At 61.9% G+C, this 15660-nt stretch carries 15 protein-coding genes and 1 pseudogene; 11 read left to right on the top strand and 5 right to left on the bottom strand.

Annotation, left to right across the window (positions count from 1 at the left end; all coding sequences use genetic code 11):
* The first annotated feature begins 134 nt into the window (after positions 1 to 134).
* From WF331_RS29410 to WF331_RS25120, 11 genes and pseudogenes are all read left to right on the top strand, one after another.
* Complete coding sequence (locus WF331_RS29410) at positions 135 to 392, top strand: FAD-dependent oxidoreductase (RefSeq protein ID WP_229610134.1); 258 nt, start codon at positions 135 to 137, stop codon at positions 390 to 392.
* Positions 388 to 807: pseudogene (locus WF331_RS29415) on the top strand (FAD-dependent oxidoreductase); the annotation flags it as partial. The gene WF331_RS29410 and the pseudogene WF331_RS29415, both read left to right, overlap by 5 nt.
* Before the next feature lie 145 nt (positions 808 to 952).
* A complete protein-coding gene (locus WF331_RS25080; RefSeq protein ID WP_340623382.1) occupies positions 953 to 1849 on the top strand; it encodes a nitrilase family protein in 897 nt (298 codons plus the stop codon).
* A 10-nt stretch (positions 1850 to 1859) separates the two neighbouring features.
* Positions 1860 to 3014 carry a hypothetical protein gene (locus WF331_RS25085; protein WP_016498280.1) on the top strand — a complete coding sequence of 385 codons (1155 nt, stop codon included), beginning with the start codon at positions 1860 to 1862 and terminating at the stop codon, positions 3012 to 3014.
* Positions 3011 to 4003 (top strand): asparaginase, encoded by a 993-nt coding sequence (locus WF331_RS25090; RefSeq protein WP_016498281.1) that lies wholly within the window; start codon positions 3011 to 3013, stop codon positions 4001 to 4003. Before WF331_RS25085 ends, WF331_RS25090 begins: the two co-directional genes overlap by 4 nt.
* Positions 4004 to 4094: 91 nt before the next feature.
* Complete coding sequence (locus WF331_RS25095; RefSeq protein WP_016498282.1) at positions 4095 to 4646, top strand: UPF0149 family protein; 552 nt, start codon at positions 4095 to 4097, stop codon at positions 4644 to 4646.
* A 5-nt stretch (positions 4647 to 4651) separates the two neighbouring features.
* Entirely contained in the window at positions 4652 to 5209 is a 558-nt protein-coding gene (locus tag WF331_RS25100; protein ID WP_016498283.1) for a UPF0149 family protein, read from the top strand.
* Between the two features lie 236 nt (positions 5210 to 5445).
* Positions 5446 to 6075, top strand: coding sequence for a glutathione S-transferase family protein (locus WF331_RS25105; RefSeq protein ID WP_016498284.1), 630 nt, complete (start codon positions 5446 to 5448; stop codon positions 6073 to 6075).
* Between the two features lie 27 nt (positions 6076 to 6102).
* A complete protein-coding gene (locus tag WF331_RS25110; RefSeq protein ID WP_016498285.1) occupies positions 6103 to 8139 on the top strand; it encodes a pyridoxamine 5'-phosphate oxidase family protein in 2037 nt (678 codons plus the stop codon).
* 173 nt (positions 8140 to 8312) lie between these two features.
* Positions 8313 to 9209, top strand: coding sequence for a LysR family transcriptional regulator (locus WF331_RS25115; protein WP_016498286.1), 897 nt, complete (start codon positions 8313 to 8315; stop codon positions 9207 to 9209).
* A 157-nt stretch (positions 9210 to 9366) separates the two neighbouring features.
* Positions 9367 to 10662, top strand: coding sequence for an MFS transporter (locus WF331_RS25120; protein ID WP_016498287.1), 1296 nt, complete (start codon positions 9367 to 9369; stop codon positions 10660 to 10662).
* 147 nt (positions 10663 to 10809) lie between these two features.
* Here WF331_RS25120 and WF331_RS25125 read toward each other — a convergent pair whose 3' ends face one another.
* From WF331_RS25125 to WF331_RS25145, 5 genes are all read right to left on the bottom strand, one after another.
* A complete protein-coding gene (locus tag WF331_RS25125) occupies positions 10810 to 11679 on the bottom strand; it encodes an aldose 1-epimerase (RefSeq protein WP_016498288.1) in 870 nt (289 codons plus the stop codon).
* 24 nt (positions 11680 to 11703) lie between these two features.
* Positions 11704 to 12627 (bottom strand): EamA family transporter, encoded by a 924-nt coding sequence (locus WF331_RS25130; protein WP_016498289.1) that lies wholly within the window; start codon positions 12625 to 12627, stop codon positions 11704 to 11706.
* 154 nt (positions 12628 to 12781) lie between these two features.
* A complete protein-coding gene (locus tag WF331_RS25135; RefSeq protein ID WP_016488692.1) occupies positions 12782 to 14062 on the bottom strand; it encodes a TRAP transporter large permease in 1281 nt (426 codons plus the stop codon).
* Complete coding sequence (locus WF331_RS25140) at positions 14063 to 14590, bottom strand: TRAP transporter small permease (RefSeq protein ID WP_003254832.1); 528 nt, start codon at positions 14588 to 14590, stop codon at positions 14063 to 14065.
* A 66-nt stretch (positions 14591 to 14656) separates the two neighbouring features.
* The gene (locus tag WF331_RS25145; protein WP_016488691.1) at positions 14657 to 15628 is read right to left on the bottom strand and encodes a TRAP transporter substrate-binding protein; all 972 of its coding nucleotides are present in this window, start codon (positions 15626 to 15628) and stop codon (positions 14657 to 14659) included.
* Positions 15629 to 15660: the final 32 nt, after the last annotated feature.

The raw sequence follows: 15660 nt of genomic DNA on the forward strand, positions 1-15660 counted from the left end.
AACTAAACGGCAAACTCAGTGGCCAGAGCCATGATGAGTTACACCACTTCCTGGGACACGATCAACACGAGAGCATGACAATTGGTTCTACACACAACCACCCCGCCGATCTGACCATCGACCCATCACTGCCGATGCAGCCGTGGGCCGCGCGTTTCCCTAATCCCCCAGATCTCTGCTTTGACTACCGCCGCCTGATCGAACAAGAGGGAGGCGTTGCACGGGCCACACAGCCCGAACATCGCATTTGTATTGTCGGTGCCGGCGTTACCGGATTGACTGCGGCCCGGGAATTATTGCGCTGTGGTTTTAGCCGTATCACCTTGATCGAGCAGTCCCGGCGTGTAGGCGGGCGACACCTGACAGTCGTGAACAGCTCTGCAAGCGGATGATGCAACGAAATTGGCAGCCTTCTCTGATGAGGAGTTGGCGACCAAGTGCCTGAAGGAGCTCGATAGGATCCTTCTGCGGTGCACCAATGTGGGTGAGGCGATATCGCCCTACATCGATACTCGAAACATTCGCATACAGCGTTGGAGCACAGACCGAAATGCGCTCGGGTGTGCGAAATTGTATAGGGCAGGTACCTACTTTGATGCGGTAAACCTGATGAAATACAACCGGGATCTGAGCGCGAGCTCAGGGTTGTATCTGGCTGGAGAGTCCTTCTCAGTTGACGCCGGGTGGACAGAGCCGTGTTTGCGCACGGCAATTGATACGGTCATCAACCTCTGCAACAACACTTCAGCGCAATTCAATGGTGGCTTTACCCTTGAGCACTACCCACATTATCAGGTTGGGAAATAGCGGCGTACGGGGCATTTTGTAGGGGGAGTCCTACTGCGATCATGTGATTTTCCTTCGGTCCCATAGGACCCCCCTGACTGTCCCTCCCAGGCCCAACATCGCTTTACTGGCGTCCTTCCAAAACAACCACAAAAAGGAAGCCGCCATGTCTGAAACCTGTTCCCCCGTCAGCCCTGTACGTATCGCTGTCATCCAGTACGATCCCCAGGTCGGTCTTGAGCATTGTGAGCGAAACCTGGATAGAGGGCTGGCACTGGCCCGGCGCGCAGTAGGCGAAGGCGCCAACCTGATAGTGTTGCCTGAGCTGGCCAATACCGGCTATGCCTTCAACTCCCGCGCCGAAGCCTATGCCCATGCAGAGACGCTGCAGGACGGCCCCAGTCTGAAAGCCTGGGCGGACTTCGCAAAGGAGTACCAAGTTTACCTGGCCGCCGGTTTTTCCGAGCGCGACGGGCTGAAGCTCTACGACAGCGCCGTACTGTTTGGCCCTGAAGGCCGGCTCGGGCACTACCGTAAGGCTCATCTCTGGAACCAGGAAAAACTCTGGTTCACCCCCGGCGATCTGGGATTCCCGGTATTCGAGACGCCGATCGGCCGTATCGGCCTGCTGATATGCTGGGACATCTGGTTCCCGGAAGTCCCGCGTCTGATGGCGGCGCAAGGCGCCGACATCATCTGCAGCCTCAACAACTGGGTATGGACCCCGCCACCATTGTTCGATGAAGCAGGGCGCTGCATGGCCTCGTACCTGACCATGACCGCAGCGCATGTCAACAACGTTTATATCGCCGCCGCGAACCGTGTCGGGAGCGAGCGGGGCGGGCGCTTCCTGGGGTGCTCGCTGATCGCCGGTACCAATGGCTGGCCGATTGGCGAAGTGGGCAGTGCAGAGGCCGAAGAAATTCTCTATGCGGATGTAGATCTGAGCAGTGCACGCTCGGCGCCGATCTGGAACACCCTCAACGACCTGCCACGAGACCGGCGTACCGACCTCTACGATGCCAGTCTTGGCTACCGCTTGCACGGGCCCATGCCACGTTGAGGAGTCGTAAATGAACACGCTACTCTTCTCAGGACAGCAGCGTTGGCCTGTGTTGATTTTTGCCTGTGTGCTGCTGGTGCTCGCTGCGAGCCTTGCCCATGGCCAATGGCCGGATTATGCAGTTATGGTGGCGACGCTCGATCAGCCGCTGAGCCGCTTGCGCTGGATCGTCGGTGATATCAGCGAAGTGGCATTCTACAAGCACGAGCTGCCCGCACTGGGCTTGCTGCTTGGCGCTTGCCTGGCGCACTGGGGCCACGTGCGAGGGTATCGCTGGCAGGGCTTTGCCATTTGCTATGGCAGCGGACTATGGCCATGGGTGTTCACCAGTTCGTTCCTGGGCTTGGTGCTTAGCCACGCGTTGTGGGGGTGGACCTTGGCCAGTGGCAACTGGCAACCCACCTTCGTCGCCTTCGTGTCATTGCCGGCCGCTATGGTATTGCTGTTTGGTGCGGGCTGGCGGGTGACGATCACGGGGGCGGTACTGGGTGCTCTACTGGTAACACCGGCCAGCCTTCTGATAGTCAACTACCTGTGCTATCCCCTGCAGTTGCCCGTAGTAGTTGGCAACGTGAGCGGCATGGCGGTTGCCAGTGTCGTGGCCTTCAGCCTGTGCAAGCGCTTTCCTTCATGGGTACGCCAAAGCCGTGTGGCCACCGCAGTGGCGCCGGTCGTCAACCTGCCAGACTACGGTGTGGTCTGGACGTTGCGTCGGGTCCTGGCCGATTTCAGCGAAGCGCCATTTTTCGGTAATGAGCTGGCCAGCCTCGGGCTACTGCTGGGGGTGTTGCTGGCTTACCTGTTAGCTCCGGCTGCACCGTCCTACGGTTCAATGCTGGTGATGCAGATAGTGGCCGGCCAGGCCTTGGCATCGTTGGTTGGGGTCGTGTTCTGGCGTGGACAGTGGAAAGCCCGGGGGTGGTACCCTACCTACATTCCGATTGTCTCGATCGTTCCGGCCGCAGTGCTGACGCATGGCGGCAGCTGGCAGGTGGTGGTGGCCAGCGCAGTGCTGGGGGCGCTGGTGGCTCCGCCGCTGGCAATGGCGATCACCCAGCGGTTGCCGGCTTATGTGCATGGCTACGTCGGCAACGTGATGTCGATGGCCATCAGCACCCTGGGGATCGTGCCTCTGATCGGCTTACTTGCGGGGGGAAAAGCATGATTGAACATTCGAGCCTGCCCAGGCTGTCGATCGCTAGCCTGGGGGGCACGGTCAGTATGCAGGCCCAGGCTGTTGGGTGTGGTGTGACGCCAACCCTTGACTGCGAGCAGCAACTGCTTCAGGTGCCACAGTTACGCCAGATGGCGCAATTGAATGTTGCTTCATTGTGCCTGGTCCCTAGTGCATCGCTGGACTTCGCGACGTTGCTGGATGTGCTGGCATGGGCCCGGTGCGAGGTGGAGCGCGGAGCCCAGGCCTTGGTAGTGAGCCAAGGGACCGATAGCCTGGAGGAATCGGCTTATTTCCTGGATCTGCTGTGGCCATTCGATGCGCCATTGGTGATGACCGGTGCCATGCGCTCGGCCAGCCAGCCGGGCAATGATGGGCCGGCCAACTTGTTGGCTGCGGCTCAGGTTGCATTGGCACCAGACAGCTGCGGGCGAGGTGTGCTTGTGGTGATGAATGACCAGGTCCACCGCGCGGCAAGGGTGCGCAAGACGGCCAGCATGGCGATAGCCGCGTTCGAGTCGCCGGGATGTGGCCCATTGGGCGAAGTGGTAGAGGGGGAAGTGGTCTATCGTCATCCGCCAGCACGACGGGAAGTGCTGCCCATACCGCATCGCACCGACCAGCGCGTTGCCCTGCTGGAAGCCTGCGTGGACGCAGACACGGCGCTGCTGCAGGCTGTGGCTACATTGGGTTATGAAGGATTGGTCATTGCCGGCTTCGGCGCTGGGCATGTTGCTGCTAGTTGGTCCGAGGTGCTGGAACACCTGGCGCCCACCTTGCCAGTAGTGGTTGCCACGCGCACAGGTAATGGGCCAACCGCGCGGACAACCTATGGGTTTGCTGGTGCAGAAATCGACCTGCAGAAAAAAGGCGTATACATGGCAGGGCAGCTCTGCCCGCGCAAATGCCGAATCTTGCTGTGGCTGTTGATTGGCACCGATAGGCGACATGAGTTGCGGGACTGGTTGTTGCACTACTGAACCATCTGCCCGCGCGGTAGTTCACGCGGGCAGCCCTTCCGGCGTTGCTGTGCTAGGGTGCACACACTTTTGCTTCCCAGGATTCTCACCCATGCTCCCCGTACTCAGCGAAAAAGAACTCGACCGTCTCGAAGACCTGTTGATCACCTACGGCAACGACTATTCCGTGCTGAACCTGGCCGAGCTCAATGGCTTTTTCACCGCGCTGGCCAGTTCGCCGGTCGCTGTCTTCCCGGAGCAATGGCTGCCCGCAGTGGCCGGTGGCAAGGTGCCGAAGTTCAAGAAGCCAGCGCATGAAGAAGCGTACACCGCGTTGATGTTGCGCTATGCGAATCAGGTGAAAGAGGCATTGACTGATGACGTCGACCACTTCGAGCCGCTGTTCGAGGAAAGCGAGGGCGAGGTGGGCACTGTCATCGTCATGGAGGAGTGGTGCTTCGGCTACATGCGCGGCACCCAGATTGCCGGGTGGGGTGAGTTGCCGCAGGAGCAGGACCAACTGTTGAAGGTCATTTCCCTGCATGGGCTTGAAGATAACTTCGAGCTGCTTGATCAGATGTCCGAGCAAGATATTCAGGCGTGCGTGCCGAAAGTGATTGAGGCAGCACGCACGATTTTCCGTTTCCACCGGCTGCAAAACTGAAATTTATGAGTAAGGCGATCACTGACCAAGAGTTGGACGAACTGGGTGAGCTGCTTTTCAAGTATGGCAATGATGACGCCATACTTGATATCAGCGAACTCGACGGTTTTATGAATGCCTTGTGTAGCTCGCCGCGCCTGGTGCCCCCGAGTGAGTGGCTGCCTGAGGTTTCCGGTGGCAAGCTGCCTGCGTTCAAAACGCAAGCACAGGCTCGACGCTACACGGACTTGATCATCAAGTTCTACAACACTGTAGCGGTCATGCTCAGCGAAGCCACGGATGAGCTGAACCTGCTCTTTGAGGTCAGAGACACGGAGCAGGGCGAAATCGTGGTGCTTGAAGAGTGGTGCTTCGGGTATATGCGCGGCGTTCGTTTGGGAAAATGGACAGCGTTACCTGTCTCACTTCGAAAACATCTCGACGCTATTGCCCTGCATGGTCAGGAGGAGGGTTTTGCCATTCTCGACACAATGAGCCTGGAGGAACATCAGGCCACCGTTCCGCAGGTGGTTGAGGCAGTGCATGTCCTTTACCTCTACCAACGCCAGCAGCGATTTGGCTGAGTGTTCGCATAGCGCCAGATGTGCTGCCTGGGCGGTAGCGCGTTTGGTGTGGGGCCGCTTTACGGTCGGCTCGGCACCTGGCAAGGCAGCCCCACGTAATAGCTGCCGGCCTTGAATGTGTCATTATTGCGCCCCGCGAAATTATGGTTTCCCTTACGCACTGATTCTGCTGCCTGCTGATCCAGTGCAGCATAGGCTCCACCAGCCCATCCCGGTGCTGATCAGGAGCCAAACCCATGTCGAACCCGATCAAGCTCTACAACTTCCCCAAGTCTGGCCACGCCCATCGCATCGAATTGATGCTGTCGCTGCTCAACCTGCCCACCGAGCTGGTGTTCGTCGACCTGGCCAAAGGCGCGCACAAGCAGCCGGATTTTCTGGCCCTCAACCCGTTCGGCCAGGTCCCGGTTATCGATGACAACGGCACGGTGATCGCCGATTCCAATGCCATCCTCGTCTATCTGGCCAAAAAGTATGACAACGGCACCTGGTTACCCGAAGAGCCCGCTGCCGCCGCCCGTGTGCAGCGCTGGTTGTCGGTGGCTGCCGGCCCGCTGGCCTTTGGCCCCGCTGCTGCGCGCCTGGTGACCGTGTTCGGCGCTGCGTTCAACACAGACGAAGTCATCGCCCGTGCCCATACCCTGCTCAAGGTGATCGACGCCGAGCTGGCCAAGGCGCCATTCCTGGCGGGCAGCACGCCCACCATCGCCGACATCGCCAACTACTCGTATATCGCCCACGCGCCAGAAGGCAACGTGTCGCTGGAGCCCTATGCCAACGTGCGCAGTTGGCTGGCACGGATCGAGTCGCTGCCGGGCTTCGTGGCCATGCCGCGCACTGTGATCGGGCTGCAGACCAGCGCCTGATACCTCGCCTTCGAGAGGAACGCCACCATGCAACAGCCCCCGGACCACCGCCCCTCGCCCTGGCATGCGGGCGAGAAAACCCTGCAGGAAAAGGTCGGTGTAGCAGAACGCATGGAGGCGTTCGGGCAAAAGGTCATTCGTGACTACATGCCCGACCAGCACCGTAGTTTCTATCACCAGTTGCCGTTCATGGTGGCCGCCAGTGTGGACGTTCTTGGCCGGCCTTGGGCCACCCTGCTGGAAGGGCCGGAAGGGTTCGTCAGCTCGCCCGACCCTCGCGTGCTGACGATCGACACCACGCTGCCAGCAGATGACCCCGCCACCCCGGGGCTGGTAGCCGGGCAGGCGGTCGGCCTGCTGGGTATCGAACTGCACAGCCGTCGGCGCAATCGCATCAACGGGCAGATCCGCCAGGCTGCAGAAGGACAACTGCAGGTTAGGGTGGAGCAGTCGTTCGGCAACTGCCCGCAGTATATCCAGTTGCGTGACTACACCCGCGTTGCCGAGCCCGCCCAGGCGCGTGTCGATGCGACCACACTGGATGCCACATGTGTCAGCCTGATCCAGGCTGCCGACACGTTCTTCGTCGCCAGCTATGTCGAGCAAGGTGACGGCCAGCGCGCTGTGGATGTTTCTCACCGTGGCGGCCGGCCAGGGTTCGTCAAGGTCGAGGGCAATCGGCTGATCATTCCGGACTACGCGGGCAACCTGCACTTCAACACCTTGGGAAACTTGTTGGTGAACCCGCGGGCCGGCTTGCTGTTCATCGATTTCCGCAACGGCAACGTGCTGCAGCTGTGCGGGCGTGCCGAGGTGCTGCTGGACAGCCCGGCCATCCAGGATTTCGAAGGCGCCGAGCGGCTGTGGACGCTGGAGGTGGAGCAGGTAGTGTGGCGCCCGGCTGCGGTTTCCCTGCGCTGGGCGTTCAAGGAATACGCACCGACCAGCCTGATGACTGGCACCTGGGCCGAGGCCGACGCACGCCTGCAGCAACGCCAGCGACAGCGCCAATGGCAAGCCTGGCGTGTGCTGCGGGTGGAGCAGGAGAGCCGCGATATCCGCTCGTTCTACCTTGAACCGCCCAGCGATAGCCGCGTGGTCTTTGCGCCAGGGCAACACATTCCGGTACAGGTTCAGATCGATGGTGAGGCCGCGATGATCCGGACCTACAGCTTGTCGAGCGCACCGTCCGATGGCTACCTGCGTATCAGCGTAAAAGCGCAGGGCCCCGCCTCTCGGCACCTGCATGAGCGCGTCAAGCCAGGGGATGTGCTGGATGTGCGCTCGCCTATGGGCAGTTTCACGCTGGATGAGCAGAGTACCCGCCCGCTTGTGCTGATTGGCGCCGGCGTAGGTATAACGCCGTTGCTGGCCATGCTGCGTGAGCAGCTGAGTAAAGGGCAGGCACGGCGCATCCATTTATTCCATGGCGCTCGCACCCTGGCCGACCTGCCATTCGGGCAGGAGCTGGCAAGCTTGCGGCAACAGGCTGGCGGCTTGCTGCACGTTCATCGCGCCCTGAGCCAGCCAGAAGACCATGCCGTGGCCGGGCAGGATTATGAGTTTACCGGCCGGCTGGGCATCGAGCAGGTCAAGGCGACGCTGGCGCTGGATGACTACGATTTCTACCTGTGCGGCCCGGGCAGCTTCACTCAGGACCTGTATGAAGGGCTGCGCACGGTGCATGTGCCGGATGCGCGCATTCACGCTGAAGCCTTTGGCCCGTCAACGCTGCGGCGCCACACGGATGCCGGCCAGCCCACCTTGCAACAGCCGCCTGCGGCCAGCGAGCCAGTACCTGTGTACTTCGCGGCGTCGGCCAAGGAGGCGCGCTGGGCACCAGGCAGCGGCACCCTGTTGGAACTGGCCGAGGCGCGTGGGTTGGCGCCGGATTTCAGTTGCCGGGGTGGGTCGTGCGGTACCTGCAAGACCAGGCTGGTGAGCGGCCAGGTGCATTACCCGAACCCACCGGCAGAGCTCCCGGAGGCGGGGTCGGTGCTGATCTGTTGTGCGGTGCCGGCGCAGGTTGAGGAGGGGATACAAGCGCTGGTGCTGGATATCTGATATCCCTGTCCTGGCCTCTTCGCCGGCAAGCCAGCTCCCACAGGGATCGCACATACCTTGAGTTCAATGCGGTCGAGGTGGGAGCTGGCTTGCCGGCGATGAGGCCAAGGCAGGCAGCACAAAGCGCCCGGATAACCGATAATCCCGGCACCCCCAATTACCCAGGAGCCCGCATGGACCAGATCCACCTGATGAAGGTGTTCGTCGCGGTAGGTGAGCTGGAGAGCTTCGCCGCCGCCGCGCGCCGCCTGGACATTTCCCCGGCCGCCGTCACCCGCGCCGTTAGCGCCCTGGAAGACCAGCTTGGCGTGAAGCTGCTGCTGCGCACCACCCGCAGCGTGCGCCTTACCGAAGCCGGTGGCCGCTACCTGGAGGACACCCGGCACATCCTGGCCAGCATCCACGAGGCCAACGAGGCGGCCGCTGGCATCAACGCCACCCCCAAAGGCGACCTGGCAGTTACCGCCCCGATCCTGTTCGGCAAGAAGTTCGTCATGCCCTGTATCGTCCGCTACCTGCAGCAGTACCCGGACGTCGATGTTTCCGCCTACTTCCTCGACCGTGTGGTGAACATGGTCGAGGAGGGCATGGACGTGGCCGTGCGCATCGGCCCGTTGCCCGACTCCGGGTTGAAGGCGTTGCGGGTCGGCAGGGTACGGCGCATGTTGTGTGCGTCCCCCGACTATCTGGCGCGGCATGGCGTGCCGAAGCATCCCTCCGACCTGGCCGGGCATTCGGTGATCGGCACCACCAACCTGTCGCCCCGTGCCGGCTGGCGCTTTGGGGTGACAGAAGAGCCAACCCTGGTGCGTATGAAGCCGCGCCTGACGGTGACCAGCAATGACGGGGCGATCGCTGCCGCCAGCGGCGGGCTGGGGATTGCCCGCCTGTTGTCGTACCAAGTGGCCGATGAGCTGGCCAGTGGGCAGTTGCAGGTGATCCTGGCGGAGTACGAGGAGGCGCCCTGGCCGATTCATGTGTTGCATCGCGAGAGCAAGTACGGCTCTGCCAAGGTCAGGGCCTTCATCGACATGCTGGCGCAGGCGCTGCGGGCCCAGCAGCTGGACTGAGATCGTACAACGCAGGGTGAAACATTAAGAAATAATAAGTGTTGTACGATGACCTATGACGTGGCACTCTTTCGCCTGAAACAATTTGTCGCAAATGCCTCTGCCGGTGTTCGCGCCAATCGCTCGCCACACTAAAAACAAGAAATTCAGGTGAACCATGAAGATGAAAGGCATGCGTTGGTGGATGGTCAGCCTTGTCACGGCTGGGCTCGTCGTCAACTACCTCGCCCGCAACACCCTCTCGGTGGCCGCCCCCACCTTGATGACCGACCTCTCCATCAGTACCGAGCAATACGCCAAGATCGTTGCCAGCTGGCAGGTGTGCTACGCCCTCATGCAGCCGGTAGCCGGCTGGTTCATCGATTTCATCGGCACCAAGCTGGGCTTTGCCGTGTTTGCCATGGCCTGGTCGCTGGCGTGTGCTGGCGCGGCCTTGGCCACCGGTTGGCAGAGCATGGCGTTCATGCGCGGGCTGCTGGGCATGACCGAAGCCGCTGGCTTGCCGGCCGGGGTCAAGGCTACCACTGAGTGGTTCCCGGCCAAGGAGCGCTCGGTGGCGATCGGCTGGTTCAACATCGGCTCGTCGCTTGGCGCCTTGCTGGCGCCGCCGCTGGTGGTGTGGGCGATCCTGCACAGTGGCTGGCAGCTGGCGTTTGTGATCGTTGGCGCCTCGGGCATTGTCTGGACCCTGCTGTGGATGCTGTTGTACAAGCACCCGCGTGACCAGAAGCGCCTGAGTGATGAGGAGCGCGACTACATCCTGGCCGGGCAGGAAGCGCACTTCAAACAGGACAGCCGCGAGAAGGGCGCTTGGAAGCGCATCTTCAAGGCCCGCAACTTCTACGCCATCGCTTCGGCGCGGATCCTCTCCGAGCCGGCCTGGCAAACCTTCAACGCCTGGATTCCGCTGTACCTGATGACCGAGCGGCACATGAACATCAAGGAAGTGGCGATGTTCGCCTGGCTGCCATTCCTGGCTGCCGATATCGGCTGTGTGCTGGGCGGGTATCTGAGCCCGCTGTTCCACCGCTACTTCAAGGTGTCGCTGTTCACCTCGCGCAAGATGGTGCTGGTGTTCGGTGCCAGCTGCATGATCGGCCCGGCCTGCATCGGCCTGGTGGAAAGCCCGTATACGGCGATCCTGCTGCTGTGCATTGGCGGGTTTGCCCACCAGACGCTGTCAGGGGCGTTGTACTCCATCACCTCCGACTCGTTCAGCAAGGACCAGGTGGCCACGGCGACCGGCATGGGCGGCATGTGCGGTTACCTGGGGGCAGCAGCGTTTACCCTGGTGTTCGGCATTCTGGTCACGCAGATCGGTTACAGCCCGCTGTTCGTGGTGCTGGCGGCGTTCGATATCGTGGCAGCAGTGCTGGTGTGGAAGGTAGCGCGGGAGGTGCGTGGCGAGCCTTCGGTCACGCCGATGGCGAACCCGACCGGGGCATTGGCATAAGGCTTGAAATTCAGGGGCCGCTTTGCGGCCCATCGCCGGCAAGCCAGGCTCCCACAGGTACTGCACAAGGCTTGAGGTCTATACGATCAAGTGGGAGCTGGCTTGCCGGAGATGGGCTGCGCAGCAGCCCACATCAAGGCAACACAATCAAAGGGGTCGATACTGCATCCTGAACCCCAGGCTCATCCCTTCCCCCTGCTGCAACAACCGCAACCCAGGCCGCCCTGGCAGGTGATGCGCATTGACCGGGTGGCTTACCGGTTCAAAGCAGAAAAAACCTTGCCCCTGCGGGCAAAACAGCAAAAAGTGTTCAGCCCCGCTGGCACTGCACGCCAGTCGATAACCCGCGCTTGGCTGTTCGATCACACACTCTCCCGGCCAGCCACTGAAGGCGTGATCGACCACCGTGTCGGGCAACCGGCCCAAGGCATTGAAGCACCACTGCTCGGGCACCTCGGCCTGGTACGACGGCAACCGCCCATGCTCGGCCAGCCACACTTTGCGCGCCGCGGCATACAGCTGGGTATCGGGGTATCGCGGAAAGTAAGGATGCAACCCCAACCCATACCAGGTAGCCGGCCCATCCAGGTGGGTTACATGCAGGTCCAGGTTCAGGCACCCCTCATGCAAGTGCACATCCAGCGTTGCCTGGTAGGCAAACGGCACTTCACTGTGCAGCCTCAGGCGCGCGCGTCGCTCGCTGTGGTGCTCCACCTGCCAGGCCTGCTGCCAGGCGCTGCCATGAATCGGGTAGGGGTCGTGCCCGGTATTGGGCGTTAGCGCCTGCCAGCCATCCCGGCGAGCGAAGCCACCCCCGGCAATGCGGTTGGACCATGGCGCCAGCGGGTAACAGGCCAGGCGTCGCGGGGTGCCACTGGCCAGCGCGGCCGGGTCAGAATGGCGCAGCAGCGCTTGCCCGGTCGCTTTCACTTCCCAGTTGACCAGGCTGGCGCCCAGCTCCGGCGCCAGGCTCAGGCGGGTCAGGCGGTCCTGCAGGTGCAGTTCGGTCACAGCCATTCAAGGCTCCTTTCACATGAACAATCAACTGGCCCGACGGTAGGTGAGCAGCACGATGCCGCACACCACCACGGCGCCGCCGAGTAATTGCAGGTTGCCGAGCTGCTGGTCGAGCAACGCCCAGCCCAGCAACAGCGTGGCGATGGGTTCGACGTTCATCACCGGCGCGTTCTGCGCCATGTTCAGCCTTGGCACACACACGAATAGCAAGGTAAAGGCCAGGCCATACAGCACCACCAGGCTGGCCAAGGCCACCCAGCCGGCGCTGCTGCCAGGTAGTGACAAGCCGGACGGCATCACGCCGCTTGCGCCTGCAACCAGCATGCTGGAGAACACGATCAGCAAGGTCAGCAGGCTGCGCACAGGGCCGCGCACGCTGGCCAGCTTGTGGTCGGTGATCCACAAGGCGCAGGCAAAGGCACAGGCGGCGCCGAAGGCCAGGCCGACCCCTAGCGCCCAGTGCGGGTTGGCCGTGCCGCTGTCGGCAAGGCGTGCCGGCACATCCAGCGCCAGCACCAGGCCGCACAGGATCAGGCCCATGAACAGCACGGTGCGGCCGGTGGGGCGTGCGCCACCCAGCGCCCAGGTGAGCAGCGCCAGCAGCATCGGGAAGGTGTTGCCCACCAGCAGCGCCAGGGCTACCGGAATGCGCGCCACCGCCGAGTACAGGCACAGGCTTTGGGTGGCGATCAGCAGGCCCAGCAGCAGCTGCCAGTGCCGCGTGCCTGCCGGCAGGCCCAGCGCCTGGCGTTGCCACAACAGCAGGCAGGCCAGTACCAGCAAGGTGATGCCTGAGCGGCAGAGAATCGCCAGCAGCACGCCGGTGCCGTCATCGAAGGCGATGCGCGCGGCGATGTGGTTGCCTGCGAATGAACAGGCCAGCAGGGCGAGCAGGGCGATGGCCAATTTGCGCGGGAATAGAGGTACTGCCGAGGAGGGAACAGCCATGTGCAGGATCCATTTGCAGAAAGAACCAGAGGGCTGCTTTGCAGCCCATCCCCGGCAAGCCAGCTCCCACAGGGGGTGCGCAGGGCTGGAAGGCTGCACAATCCTGTGGGAGCTGGCTTGCCGGCGATGGGGCGCAGAGCGGCCCCGATTACAGTTACAGCACCACGCTAGGCAGCCACAGGGAGATGGCGGGAATGTAAGTCACCGCCATCAGCACCAGGAACAGCGCCAGGTAGAACGGCAGCAGCGCCTTCACCGTCGACTCGATGCTCACCTTGCCGATGGCCGAGCCCACGAACAGCACGGCGCCCACCGGTGGCGTTATCAGCCCGATCCCCAGGTTCACCAGCATGATCATGCCGAAGTGCACCGGGTCTACACCAATACCGGTAATCACCGGCAGCAGGATCGGCGTGAGGATCAGGATCAACGGCGCCATGTCCATCACCGTACCCAGCAGCAACAGCATGAAGTTGATGCACATCAGGATCACGTAGCGGTTGTCCGACAGGGTCAGGAACGCCGTGGTGATCTTCGACGGGATCTGCATCAGCGTCATCACGTAGCCGAAGCTGGCGGCAAAGCCGATCAGGATCATCACGATGGAGATGGTCCGTACCGTGCGGTGCATCAGCTTGGGCAGGTCGCGCCACTTGTAGTCGCGGTAGATGAACATGGTCACGAAGAATGACCACACCACTGCCACGGCTGCCGATTCGGTCGCGGTGAACACGCCCGACAGGATGCCGCCGAGGATGATGACCATGGCCATCAGGCCCCACAGCGCCTCACCGGCAATTTTCAACGCCTGGCGCAGCGGGATCACTTCGCCCTTGGGGTAGTTGCGCTTCTTCGCGAAGATCAGGCACAGGCCCATCATCACCGCGCTCAGCAGCAAGCCGGGCATAACCCCCGCCATGAACAGCGAGGCAATGGATACCGTGCCGCCCGCCGCCAGCGAGTACAACACCGAGTTATGGCTGGGTGGGGTCAGCAGCGCCTGCACCGAGCCACTGACGGTCACGGCGGTGGAAAATTCACGCGGGTAGCCTTTGCGCTCCATCTCCGGGATCAGCACCGAGCCCACCGAGGCGGTGTCGGCCACCGACGAGCCGGAAATCGCACCGAAGAAGGTCGAGGCCATGATGTTGACCAGCGACAGGCCGCCACGCACGAAGCCCACCAGCACCCCGGCAAAGGCCACCAGCCGCCGTGACATGCCGCCTTCGGCCATGATCGCGCCGGCCAGCACGAAGAATGGAATGGCCAGCAGCGAGAACTTGTTAACCCCACTGGCCACCTGGATCATCATCGCCTGCAGCGGGATGTCGATCCACCAGGCGCCGATCAGGGCCGACAGGCCCAAGGCGTACGCTACCGGCATGCCGATCAGAATCAGCACGATGAAACTGCCCAACAGAATGAACGCTTCCATTTACGCAGCTCCTTCGTTTTCTTCGACCAGATCAAAGCGCACGACCTTGCGGTTGCTCTGATCGCCCAGCAGGAGTTTTTCCAGCACGAACACCAGCGTCAGCACGCCGCCGACCGGGATCGGCGCGTAGGTCATGCCCACCCGCACGCCGGGCAGCGAGGCCAGCGACTGGTTCCAGGTGGTGATGCACAGCCGGGTGCCGTAATAGGTCATGAACACGCACACCACGATCATCAGCAGTTGTACCAGCAGGGCGACCAGCTGGCGCTGCAGCGGCGGCAAGCGGTCGGTAATCATCCCCACCGCCATATGCGCGCCAGCGCGATAGCTGGCGGCGGCACCAACAAAGGTGAACACCACCATTAGCAGGATCGAGACTGGCTCTGGCCAACTGGAGCCGGTGCCCAGCACGTAGCGGGCGAAGATGCCCCACGGGATGATCAGCGTCATGGCCAGGATCGACAGGCCCGCGATCCAGATGCAACTGCGGTACAGCGTGTCGTTCACGCTCAGGAAAAGCGATTTCATAGGCATCACCAAAGCGGCAGGGCGGCGGGCGCCGCACTGCCGAGGTCGTCTTGGAAGGGGCTGGTATTACTGGACGGCGTCGATACGCTTCATCAGGTCGGCGTACGGCGCGCCGTACTTCTCGCGTACCGAAGCGGTGGCGTCATAGAACGGCTTCTTGTCCACGGTAATGAACTCGACACCAGCGGCCTTGAGTTTCTCTTCGCTGGCGGCGGACTTGGCGTCCCACAGTGCACGCTCTTCCATCTGCGCCTCACGCGCGACCTTCTTCACCAGTGCCTGCTGCTCGGGGCTGAGCTTGTTCCAGGTGGTCTTGGACATCACTACAGGTTCCGGCAGGATCAGGTGGCCGGTCAGGGTGTAGTACTTGGCGCTCTGGAAGTGGTTGTGCTCAAGGAGGGTAGGCGGGTTGTTCTCGGCGCCATCGATCACCCCTGTCTGCAAGGCGCTGAAAATTTCCCCGGTGTCCATGGCGATGCCGTTGCCGCCCATGGCGTTCATCATGTCGATGAACAGCGGGTTGCCCTGCACGCGAATCTTCATGCCCTTGAGGTCTTCCAGGCTGCGTACCGGTTTTTTCGTATAGATGCTGCGCGAGCCACCGTCCATCCAGGCCAGGGCCACCAGGTTGAAATCGGAGTTGGTGATCTTGTCGAGGATTTCCTGGCCGATCTCGCCGTCGATGATCTTGCGCATGTGATCATGGTCACGGAACACGAACGGCATGTTGAACACGTTCACATCCGGTACTACCGGGCCGACGATCCCTAAGCTGACACGGGTCATCTGCACGGCGCCGATCTGTGCCTGTTCGATCACTTCCTTTTCCGAGCCCAGCACACCGCCGGCGAACATCTTGAAGGTGATGTCGCCATTGCTGGCCTGTTCCAGCTTTTTACCCATGTTCTGTTCGGCGACCACGGTCGGGTAGCCGGCTGGGTGAATTTCGGCGAACTTGATGTCCAGTGCCGAAGCAGGCATGGCCACGCTGAAGGCGAAGGGGAGGACGGCAAGGAGCAGCTTGCGTTTGAACGTCATGATGAAACTCCGTGGTTTTTATTATCCGGTTT

The organism is Pseudomonas sp. YNh (genome assembly GCF_037993085.1).
GTDB classification, from domain to species: domain Bacteria; phylum Pseudomonadota; class Gammaproteobacteria; order Pseudomonadales; family Pseudomonadaceae; genus Aquipseudomonas; species Aquipseudomonas putida.